Source organism: Pseudomonas sp. NPDC087814, from assembly GCF_044742865.1.
Classification (GTDB): domain Bacteria; phylum Pseudomonadota; class Gammaproteobacteria; order Pseudomonadales; family Pseudomonadaceae; genus Aquipseudomonas.
Window position 1 is genome coordinate 1 of the sequence record NZ_JBIUVK010000086.1, and the last position, 10,545, is coordinate 10,545.

Here is a 10,545-nt window from a genome sequence, read left to right on the forward strand (position 1 = left end):
TCCGAGCCTAAGCGAGGAGCCGAGTGGTGGGGCAAGAGCGTTTTGCTTACTTTTGCGCTTTTCAAAAGTGAGCCGCTGTAAGAGCGGAACCAATATCAGCCATAACCGAAGAAACGGATATGTACTCAATCAACCCCGACCCACCTCTACATCCCTCCCCGAAGCCCCAATCCTGCGCAACAAAGGCAACACCTCCGCCCCCACATGAATCGACTCTTCCAGATGCGGAAACCCCGAGAGAATAAAGCTGTCCACCCCAAGCTGGTGATACTCCTCGATCCGCTCCGCCACCCGCTCATAACTCCCCACCAGCGCCGTCCCGGCCCCGCCCCGTACCAGGCCCACACCGGCCCAGAGGTTGGCCGAAACCTCCAGCTCCCGCGCCCCACGCCCACGGCCTTTCATCAACTCGGTCTGGCGACTCTGCCCCACCGATTCATACTTGGCCATCTGCCGCTGCGCCTGGTCAATGGCGTCCTTGGGAATCTCCTCCAACAGCCGCTCCACATGCGCCCAGGCCGCCTCGTCAGTGCGATCGGCAAAGATGTGCAAGCGCAACCCAAAGCGCAACGTCCGCCCCTGCATCGCGGCCAACTCACGCATCCGCAGCACCCGCTCGGCAATCATCGCCGGCGGCTCACACCACATCAGGTACGTCTGCCCATGGGCAGCCCCCACCTGCTCGGCAGCCTCGGAGGCACCCCCAAAATAGATCGCCGGCACCTCGGCCCCAGGCGCCACCGGCGTGTTGATCCCACTGCGGTAGTAGCGCCCCGGATGCGCCGGCTGCTTTCCAGCCCACACCGCCTGGAACACCTGCAAAAACTCCGCAGTACGCGCATAACGCTCATCGTGTTCGAGAAAGTCCCCCAACGAACGCTGCTCAAAACGGCTGGACCCCGTCACCACATGCAACGCCAGGCGATTCTCGCTGAGCAATTGCAAGGTCGCCGCACGGTGGGCGGTATAGGCCGGCAGCTCCATGCCTGGTCGCAACGTCAGGAGGAATTTAAGCCGCCGCACCTCCTGGGCCAGCACCGCGGTAATCAGCCACGGATCCTCGAAACCGCTGGCGGTGGGCACCATGATCCCGTCGAACCCGGCCTGTTCGGTAGCCCGCACGATCTGGCGCAGGTAATCGAGGGTGGGGGCACGTTCGCCTTGCTGGAACAGCCCGACCTTGGGCAGGCCGCTGCTGGTGAGGTGGCGACCGTCGCCATTGGTGGGCAGGAACCAGTCGAGCTGGATCGGGGGGCGAACCTCAGTGTTCATGGTGCAGGCGCTCCTTGCGCAGGCCGTGTCGAAAAAGCAGCGGCAGGATCTGTTCACCAAAGCGCAGCACTTCGCCGACCGCCGGGCCGCCTTGCAGGATGATGTGGCCAAGGCCCAGGCCGTGCAGTTCCTGCAGGCGCGTGGCGATTTGGCGGGGCGTGCCCACCAGGATCAACGGTTGGCCAGGGTGCAGTTGCAGCAGGTTCGGGTGGATCTCCCACTGGCGCAACGGGTGACGGTCGCGGGGCACGGTGGCGATGCGGTGGTTGGGCAGGTCCTGGGTCGGCAGCAGGGCGGCGGCGGTTTCCCAGGCCAGGTCCTCGCTGTCGCCGATGACCAGGCCGAAGGTACAGGCAAAGGCCAGGCCCGGCTGAAGCTGGCGCCAGCGTTGTATTTCCTGGGCCAGCCACTGCGGATGCCCAGGCCGCAACAGGCAGACCTGGGCGTGGCCGGCCACCAGCGCGTGGCTTTGGCTGTCGTCCAGCACCAGTGGCGGCGCGGGCAGTTCGCGGCGGGCGACGCCGGCGTTTTCCAGTTGGAAATAGCGGCCTTGATAATCCAGGCCGCCGTCATTCGGTGCCAGCAGTTGTTGGAGAATCTCCAGGTATTCGCCGATGCGTTCGCTGCGCTGGTCGCGGTTCAGCCATTCGCCAAACGCACTGCGCAGGCTGCCTTGTTCGCCGTCGGGCAAGTGCAGGCGCACCCGGTGGCTGCTGATCGATTGCAGGCTTTGCAGGGTGGTGGCCAGGGCCGCCGGCAGCATGACTTCCGGCGGTACGCTCACCGACAATTGCACCCGGCGGGTGTGGGCGCACAACGCCGCCGCCACCCCGAGGCTGTCGGCACACAGCGCGCCGCCGGGGATCCACAGGCCGTCGATGCCGGCGTATTCCACCGCCTGGGCCAGCTGGATCCACTGCCCCGGCCGCGCCGCCCAGTCGGGGGTACAGAGGGGCATCAACCAACTGAATTCAAGGGGCATACACGGGCTCCATAGTTTGGCATCAGCATCACGCGTCGTCGTAGCAGCTGTCGAGCCCCGGCGAGGCTGCGTTCGCGGTGTATCTGACACACCGCTACGCAGCCTCGTTTCACTCGACAGCTGCTACGGGAGCTGACGCTTTCAGGGCGTTTGATCATCCTACTCTCGTCCTCGCCATCCGAGGGCCGGGGCGATGTCCCGGGCGATGATTTCCAGGCGCTTGAGGATCTGCGCCTGGGTCGAGCTTTCGGCCTGGACCACGGCGATCACGTAGTCAGCATAGGGCAGCAGGGACGGGTCCTGTTGCAGGCTGGCGATCACTTCGTCGGGATGGCCGTGGTGCACGTTCATCAGGCGCAGGTGCTCCTGCAGGTCCACGGCTTGATCGATCAGGCCTTCGCGTTGCAGGCGCGGGATGTGGCGCTCGATATCCACCGCCAGTTCCGCTTGGGCACTGGCGCGATCCGCTGCCGGGAAAATTGCCCGCACCACGCCGATTCTCGGTGGGCGATCGGTGCGGGTCCAGGCATTCAAGTAGGCATCGGCCAGGGGTTTTTGCACCGTCAGCGGATCGTGGGTGGCGGTGCCCAGCAGCAAGCCGTTGCCCTGGCTGGCGGTGTATGCCGCGCCTTCGAGGCTGCCGTGAGAGTGCCACAAGCGGCTGCTCAAGCCGGTTGCTGGCGGTTGCAGGGTCAGCGCGCTGTGGGGCGTCAATGGCTCGCCGTCGAGTAACTGCTGGACCTGCTGCTGGTGGTCGCTGAAATCGACCTGGCGTTGCACGGCATCACGGCCAAACGCGCTGAAATTGTCGAGGTTGGCGCCGCCGCTGCCCAGGCCCAATTGCACCCGGCCGCCGCTGAGTGCATCGAGCACACTGGCGTCTTCCGCCAGGCGGATCGGGTCTTCGAAAGGCAGCACGATCACCCCGGTACCCAGTTCGATATGCCGGGTTCGCTCGGCCACCGCCGCCAGCAATACCAGCGGCGACGGCAGCCGGCCAAAGCCATTGCTCAGGTGGTGCTGGGCAATCCAGCCACCGTCGAAACCCAGGGCTTCGGCGACTTCGAATTGTTCGATCAGGTCGCGGTAGACCTGCTGTGGATCGTCGCCAAAGGCGTGGCTGAGAAAGCCCAGTTTGAAGCTCATGTCAGGGTTCCTTGGGGCAGTGTCGGTTGCCAGCCCAGGGCCGGGGCGATCTGTTCGCGGATGATTTCCAGGGCGCGGATCGCCTCCCGCAGCGGGGTGCTGGCGGTCTGTACTTGCAGCACCAGGTGGTCGTTGGCCGTCAGGCTCGGGCCTTGCTGCAACTGCTCGATGATCTGCTCGACCGGGCCGTGCAGGATGCCGAGGCGCCTGAGGGTGGCGTCGAAATCATCATCCACCGGCGCCTTGTACACGCCGATGCTCTGTTGGCGTTGCACGTAGGCCTGGATATCGTTGCGCGTGGCGGCGTCCGGGTTCGGGATCAGCGCCTGTACCCGGGTGACACGGGGCGGGGTGCCGTTGTCACCGGTCCAGGCGTTGCGATAGCGGTTGACCAGTTCTACCCCGGCTTCGGGCGGCAGGTGCGGGTTGGGCGCCATGATCAGGCCGTGGCCGCGCTCGGCCACCCGTTCCACCCGTGAGGTGGCTTCCCAGATTCGCTGCCCAAGGCCGGCTGCCCGTGGCAACAGGCGCGAGCCGCTGTCGGTCAGGGGGGCGTTGCCCAGGGCATGGATCAACTGTTGCAGGTGCTGCTCATAATCGCGGTGGCGCGCCTCAGGCTCACGACCGAATGCGGTGAACGTGTCGGGATCAAAACCCGCACCCAGGCCCAGCTCCAGCCGGCCATTGCTCAACAGGTCCAGCACCGAGGCGTCTTCCGCCAGGCGCAGCGGCGCTTCCTGGGGCAACACGATAATCCCGGTGCCCAGGCTGATCCGCCGGGTGCGCTGGGCGATGGCGGCAAGCAATACCAGGGGCGAGGGCAGGCGGCCGTTTTCGCTGGCGAAGTGGTGCTGCGCCACCCAGCCACTGTCAAAGCCCAGCTCTTCGGCGACCTTGAACAACTCCACGGTGTCGCGGTAGACCTTGGGCTCGAAGCCGGGGCTGTAGACCCGGCTGAGAAACCCCAGGGAAAAACGCGAACTCATGGCTGCACCTCGCGGGCCAGTTGTTTTTGCAGCGCGGGGCCGGCGTTGATCGACTCCGGCAGGCCGCTGAACGGGCTGATGGTCAGGTAACCCTTGTTGAGCCATACCGCCTCATCCTGCTTCTGCTGCTCGGCGGTGGCGGCGGGGCTGTACTGGAAGCCGATGCCGGGTTTGCCCGGCAGCTTGAATTGCTTGAGGTCGTCGGTGTACACCGCTTCAAAGCCCACGTAGCTGCCGATGCGGGTGAGTTTCACGCCCTTGATCCGTGGGTCTTTTGGCAGGTTGATATTCAGGCCCAGGCCCTTGGGCAAGAGCGCGCCGTCGGGCTGGCGATGCTGGTCCAGGGCATTGACCAGCTTCGCCACCAGTTGCGCCGCGCGTTGTGGGCCTGCCTCCTTCAAATCGGTGCTGACTGCCAGCGCCGGAATGCCCGCCTGCACCGCGACACTAGCGACGTTGAACGTGCCGGAAGCGCTGTTGATCGCCCCCAGGTTATTCCCGGGGTTGGGGCCGACGATCACCAGGTCGGGGTGGGGCATGACTTTTTTCAGGCCCATCAGCAGGGCCATTACCGGCGTACCGCTGATTTCGATCTGCACGTCTTTGCCGGCGCATTCGGGGCTCTGGCACACGCCGTTTTCAGTGGTGCTGATGTAGTAACTGTCGGGGTAGGCCGGGTCGTCGTCATGGCCAACGGTGACTTCGCGACCAAAGAAAAACGCACCGCCCCGTGCGCTCTGGTCGGCCTGCGGTGCGGCAATCCGCACCGTATGCCCCTGGGCCTTGAGCTCGGTGTACAGGGCGCGAATATTGGGGTGCTGATAACCGTCGTCGTTGCTCAGCAAAATGTTCAGGGCAAAGGCCTTCGAGACGAACAGGCTGCCGACTGCCAGCATCCATGCGCTGCGCTTCATGGTGTAACTCCCTGGGTAAAGCGATTGGCCGGGCGCGGCAGGCCGAGGTTTTCCCGCAGGGTGGTGCCTTCGTATTCGGTGCGGAACAGCCCGCGTTGCTGCAGCAGTGGAATCACCTGCTCGACGAACAGGTCGATGCCACCCGGGAAGTACGGGAAGAACACGTTAAACCCGTCACAGGCACGGGCTTCGAACCACTGCTCGAAGAAGTCGGCAATGTCTTCGGCGGTGCCGATTATCGGGTTGCCGGCGGTCAGGTGCAGGTACAGCTGGCGGATACTCAGGTTCTGGCTGCGGGCCAGTTCCAGCAGTTTGTCGCGACGGCTGCCGCGCTGGCCTACCGGAGTTTCCGGCAGCGGGCCGTCGAGGTCGTAGCCCGACAGGTCGATGTCATCGCCCAGGGTGTCGGCCAGGAAGCGCAGGCCCAGCACCGGGTCCACCAGGGCCTGGAACTCTTCGAACAGCGCCTGGGCCTGTTCGCGGGTTTCGCCGATAAACGGGGTGACACCGGGCAGGATCTTGATGTGGTCGGGGTCACGGCCAAAGGCGGCGGCGCGTTGCTTGATGTCTTGATAGAAAGCCTGGGCGCCGGCCAGGTCATGGTTGACCGCAAAAATCAGCTCGGCAACGCGGGCGGCGAGGGCCTTGCCGGGTTCCGACGCACCGGCCTGCACCAGCACCGGATGGCCCTGTGGAGGGCGGGCGACGTTGAGTGGGCCACGTACGGAAAAATGTTCGCCGCGATGATTCAGGGTGTGCAGTTTGGCCGGGTCGAAATACTCCCCGCTGGCCTTGTCGCGGGTGAAGGCGTCGTCGTCCCAGCTGTCCCACAGGCCCTTGACCACGTCGTGGAATTCTTCGGCGCGCTGGTAGCGGTCGCCATGGTCGATATGGGTTTCGCGGCCGAAGTTCCAGGCCTCATCCGAGACCACCGAGGTCACCAGGTTCCAGGCGGCGCGCCCCTTGGACAGATGATCGAGGGAGGCGAACTTGCGGGCGATATGGTACGGCTCGTTGTAGCTGGTGGTGGCGGTGGCGATCAGGCCGATGTTGCTGGTGACGGCTGCCAAAGCGGCCATCAGGGTCAAGGGTTCGAAGTGTTCGGCGCGGGCAGTGCGGCTGAGGGCGTCATGATGATGGCCCCACAGGGCGACCACGTCGGCGACGAACAAGGCGTCGAATTTGCCGCGTTCGGCAGTTTGCGCGATGTGTTTGAAGTGCTCGAAATCCAGGCTGGCATCCGCCTGGGCCAGGGGATGGCGCCAGGCTGATACATGGTGGCCGCTGTTGGCCAGGAAGGCCCCCAGCTTGAGTTGATCGGTACGTCGGGTCATGGGCAGGCTCCCGCAAAAGGTCAGGCGCAGGGCCGGCGAACCGGCCCCGCGGGCTGGGTCAGAAGGCGTACGTCACGCCGGTGTACCAATAGCCACCGGTGGTGCCGTAAGGCGAAAAGGTACCGTACGGGAAGCCGCCGGAACTGCTTACCAGGTCGGTGCGTTTCGGGTACTTGTTGAACAGGTTGTTGGCCCCCGCATTCAGGGTCACGGCCTTGGTCAGGTGGTAGTCGATGTTCAGGTCGGTGATCCAGGTCGGCGCGAAGTTGCGGTCGTAGATCTCGGCGGTGCCGTACTCGGTGTAGGAGCCGTAGCGGGTCAGGTTGAGGCTGGTTTCAACCTTGTCGTAGGTCCAGGTGGTGCCCAGCAGCAGCTTGGATTGCGGCAAGCCGTACTTGAGGTTGCCCTGGCGCTGGCGGTCATAGCCACCGTCCGGGCCGAGGGCCTGGGCGGCCACGGTCGAGGCGTGGATCGAGTCGATCTGGGTGGTGTTCCAGTTGAAGCCGGCGCTGTATTTCAGGCTGCCATAGGCACCGATGTCCTGGCGGTAGTCGCCCACCAGGTCGACGCCGCGGGTGGTGGTGTCGAGGGCGTTGGTGAAGTAGGTCACCGCCTGGTTCGGGTTGAGCCCGGCGGCGGCGAGGATCGCGCTGATTTGCGGCGTGCCGCCCAGGTAACCGGTCTGGGCGATGCGGTCCTTGATCACGATCTGGTAGGCATCCAGGGTGATGTTGGTGTTGTCAGTGGGTTGCAGGGTCAGCCCGATGCTGTAGTTGGTCGACTTTTCAGGCTTGAGGGTGGTCGCGCCCAGGGCCTTGGCCACATCGGAGTTCACCGCCACGTTGCGGTAGTCGAACAGTTGCCCGTTGACGCTGGTTTGCGAGGTGGAGCTGTAGATCTGCTGGGCCAGGGACGGTGCGCGGAACCCGGTGCTGACGGTGCCGCGCAAGGCCAGGATCGGGGTCAGCTGGTAGCGGGTGGAGAACTTGCCGTTGGTGGTGGTGCCCGAGCCGTCGTTGTAGTGCTCGTAGCGCCCGGCCAGGTCCACGTGCCATTTGTCGGTGAGGTCCTGGCCGATCTCGCCGTAGCCCGCGAGGCTGATGCGGCTTTTTTCGGCGGCGTCGGCCGGGGTGGTACCGGCACCGGAAATGGTCCCGGGTGGAATGATCGCGCCGTTGGCACCGGTGTCGAACGGCCCGCTGGCGTAGGAGGCGAGGTCACCCTTGCCGATCTTGTAGTCTTCGTAGCGCTGTTCCAGGCCCCAGGAAATCTGCGTCGGCTTGTACAGGCCGAGGTCGAAGGCGCGGGTCAGGTCGAGGTTGTTGGTCCATTGGCTGAAGGTTTTTACGCCGGTGTCGACCGAGGTCGGTGAGTTCGGGCCGTAGCTCAGGTTGTAGGTGTCGGTGAGGGTGGCCCGGGCATGGTCCTGGCCGTAGGTGCTCGACAGGTCATAGTCCCAGCCGGCGGCCTGGCCCTTGCCGCCAAACGCCACCTGGAAGTCGTCTTCGATGAAGCGCAGGTTGTCTTCGATACCTTCCGGGTACGGGGTCTGGATGCCGTTGAACGACGGCGGCTGGTGGAATGCCAGGGGCTTTTCCGAGTTGCGGTGGGTGTAGGTTGAGAACGAGTACAGGGTCAGCGCGTCGGCGACCGGCAGCTCGGCGTTGTAGCCGAGGCTGAAGTTCTTCGCCTCGGGCAAGCCGGTGCCGTAGTAGGTGTGGCGTTGGCTGGTGTTGCCGGCACTGTCGGTGTACGGCGCCGCATCGGAACGGTCCGAGACGTCCTGTTTCTTCACGTCCAGGGCGAGGTTGATGAAACCGTCGTTGGGCAGGGCCAGGCCGACATTGCCGGTTTGACGCACGGTTTCGCCGTCGCCGTTTTCATAGTTCTGGCCGTAGGTGGTGGACAAGCTGCCGCCGTGGTCGGTTTGCTTGAGCACGATGTTGATCACGCCGCCGATGGCGTCCGACCCGTATTGCGCCGAGGCGCCGTCACGCAGGACTTCGATGTGATCCACCAGGGCGGTGGGGATCATGTCCAGGTCCACCGGTTGCGAGCCGGAGTTGAGGGAGGTGGCGTTGTTCAGCAGCGCGCTGTTGTGGCGGCGCTTGCCGTTGACCAGCACCAGCACCTGGTCGCCGTTCAAGCCGCGCAGGCTGATGGGGCGCACGATCGAGGTCGAACCGAAGCCCGACGAGGCCGGCTGGTTGAGGGACGGCAGCACCTTGCTCAAGGCACGGGTCAGGTCGCCCTGGCCGGTGGCGAGCAACTGCTTGGAAGAAATCACGTCCACCGGCGCCGGGCTGTCGGCCAGGGTGCGGGCCTGGCCACGGTTGCCGATGACCACGACGGTGTCCAGGGGGTTATCGCTGGCCGGGGCGTCGGCGGCGAGGGTCAGGCTGCTGTAGCTGACGGCCTCGCACACGGCGAGGAACAACAGGGTATGGGCGAAAGCCTTGCCGGGTTGGCGGCGGCCTGCGGCGCGTGATGGATTCATGATGTGCAACACTCCAGTGTGGTTAGGCAACGGGCCTTGTTCGAGGACGGCTTGTTAAGTTCAAGCTCTGGTGGAGGCAGGAGAGCAAAGGCTGTGCCATCGCTGAAAAGTCTTGGATAACAAGGAGTTGTTGGAGGGGTTGCGGGGCGGGTGGTGTTTTTCTAACAGGCGGGAGGGCAGGGTGTTGGTTTTTGTGCAGGGGATTTTTTCGCGAAGCTGCTAGCGTACGCTGGGCCGGGGGAGCGCCTCCTTGGCACACCCCTTGCTCTCCCCACGCCATACCTAAACCCAAGGAAGCTTTTCTGTATGCCTAGACCTGGCCCGCGCAACGCCCTCACTGATATTCCCGGCCTGGAGGTTGGCCACGCCACAGACCTGTACGCCGACACCGGCGTCACGGTGATCCGCCCGGATGGTTTCTGGACTGCCAGTATCGACATTCGCGGTGGAGGCCCAGGTGGTCGCGAAACCGCGGCGCTGGAGCCGGAGAACATGGTGGGCCAGCTGCACGCGCTGGTGTTTGCCGGTGGCTCGGTGTTTGGCCTGGCGGCGGCGGATGCGGTGGCGGCGAAGTTGTCCCAGGACCAGGTGGGGTTGCATTTGAAGCCGGGTGCGCCGGCGATTCCTATCGTGCCGGCGGCGGTGTTGCATGATTTGGCGAATGGCGGGGACAAGGATTGGGGCCTGGAGCCACCTTACCGGCGGCTGGGGTTTGAGGCGCTGGCCAATGCCGGTCCGGAGTTTGAGCTGGGCTCTGTCGGGGCCGGGCGTGGGGCCATGGCCGGGGTGCTGAAAGGCGGGCTGGGGACGGCGTCCCTGGATTTGGGCGATGGGTTGGTGGTTGCCGCGTTGGTGGTGGCTAACCCGATTGGTTCGGTCTACATGCCGGATGGCGAGACGTTCTGGGCCTGGCCCTGGGAGGTGGCGGGGGAGTTTGGTGGGGCGCGGCCGGTGACGGAGATGGATTGCAGTGATCCGATGCCGGAGTTGTCGCGGCTGGATTCCATGGGGCGTCTGCAAGCGGGGGCCAATACCACGCTGGTGGTGGTGGCGAGTACGGCGCGGTTGACGGTGGCGGAGTGCAAGCGGGTGGCGATCATGGCGCAGGACGGGATTGCCCGGGCGGTGCGGCCGGCGCATTTGCCGTTTGATGGGGATACGGTTTTTGCGTTGGCTTCGGGGGCAGTGGAGGTGGCGGATGGGCCTCGGCGGCAGGTGGAGATTGGGCGGATTGGGTCGGCGGCGGCTGATTGTGTGGCTCGGTCGATTGCTCGGGGGGTGTTTGCTGCGCGGGGTTAGGGTGGGGTGTATATCCGTTACTCCGCGGGCCGCCGCGACGGGCCATCCATGGCCCGGCGCGGCTAAACCGGCGTCCTGCCGGTTTACCCGCTGCGCAATACCTGCGTTCGGCCTC

Annotated in this window: 8 protein-coding genes; 1 reads left to right on the plus strand and 7 read right to left on the minus strand. The window is 65.0% G+C overall.

Annotated elements, in window-relative coordinates; genetic code table 11:
• Positions 1 to 129: 129 nt before the first annotated feature.
• The 7 genes from ACIOMR_RS30285 to ACIOMR_RS30315 form a co-directional block, all read right to left on the minus strand.
• Entirely contained in the window at positions 130 to 1,272 is a 1,143-nt protein-coding gene (locus ACIOMR_RS30285; RefSeq protein WP_003218626.1) for an LLM class flavin-dependent oxidoreductase, read from the minus strand.
• Positions 1,262 to 2,254, minus strand: coding sequence for an LLM class flavin-dependent oxidoreductase (locus ACIOMR_RS30290; protein WP_177020867.1), 993 nt, complete (start codon positions 2,252 to 2,254; stop codon positions 1,262 to 1,264). Before ACIOMR_RS30290 ends, ACIOMR_RS30285 begins: the two co-directional genes overlap by 11 nt.
• A 159-nt stretch (positions 2,255 to 2,413) precedes the next feature.
• The gene (locus tag ACIOMR_RS30295) at positions 2,414 to 3,400 is read right to left on the minus strand and encodes an LLM class flavin-dependent oxidoreductase (RefSeq protein ID WP_008430352.1); all 987 of its coding nucleotides are present in this window, start codon (positions 3,398 to 3,400) and stop codon (positions 2,414 to 2,416) included.
• The gene (locus ACIOMR_RS30300) at positions 3,397 to 4,386 is read right to left on the minus strand and encodes an LLM class flavin-dependent oxidoreductase (protein WP_087695236.1); all 990 of its coding nucleotides are present in this window, start codon (positions 4,384 to 4,386) and stop codon (positions 3,397 to 3,399) included. Before ACIOMR_RS30300 ends, ACIOMR_RS30295 begins: the two co-directional genes overlap by 4 nt.
• On the minus strand, positions 4,383 to 5,300 hold the full coding sequence (locus ACIOMR_RS30305) for a 5'/3'-nucleotidase SurE (protein WP_102368660.1): 918 nt from the start codon (positions 5,298 to 5,300) through the stop codon (positions 4,383 to 4,385). The genes ACIOMR_RS30300 and ACIOMR_RS30305 overlap by 4 nt, the downstream gene beginning before the upstream one ends.
• Positions 5,297 to 6,634, minus strand: a complete 1,338-nt coding sequence (locus ACIOMR_RS30310; protein ID WP_003218618.1) for an LLM class flavin-dependent oxidoreductase — start codon at positions 6,632 to 6,634, stop codon at positions 5,297 to 5,299. The genes ACIOMR_RS30305 and ACIOMR_RS30310 overlap by 4 nt, the downstream gene beginning before the upstream one ends.
• Positions 6,635 to 6,692: 58 nt before the next feature.
• Positions 6,693 to 9,131, minus strand: a complete 2,439-nt coding sequence (locus ACIOMR_RS30315) for a TonB-dependent siderophore receptor (protein WP_003218616.1) — start codon at positions 9,129 to 9,131, stop codon at positions 6,693 to 6,695.
• A 306-nt stretch (positions 9,132 to 9,437) separates the two neighbouring features.
• On the opposite strand from ACIOMR_RS30315, the gene ACIOMR_RS30320 reads away from it, so the two are divergent.
• Positions 9,438 to 10,430, plus strand: coding sequence for a P1 family peptidase (locus tag ACIOMR_RS30320; RefSeq protein ID WP_003218615.1), 993 nt, complete (start codon positions 9,438 to 9,440; stop codon positions 10,428 to 10,430).
• Positions 10,431 to 10,545 lie beyond the last annotated feature (115 nt).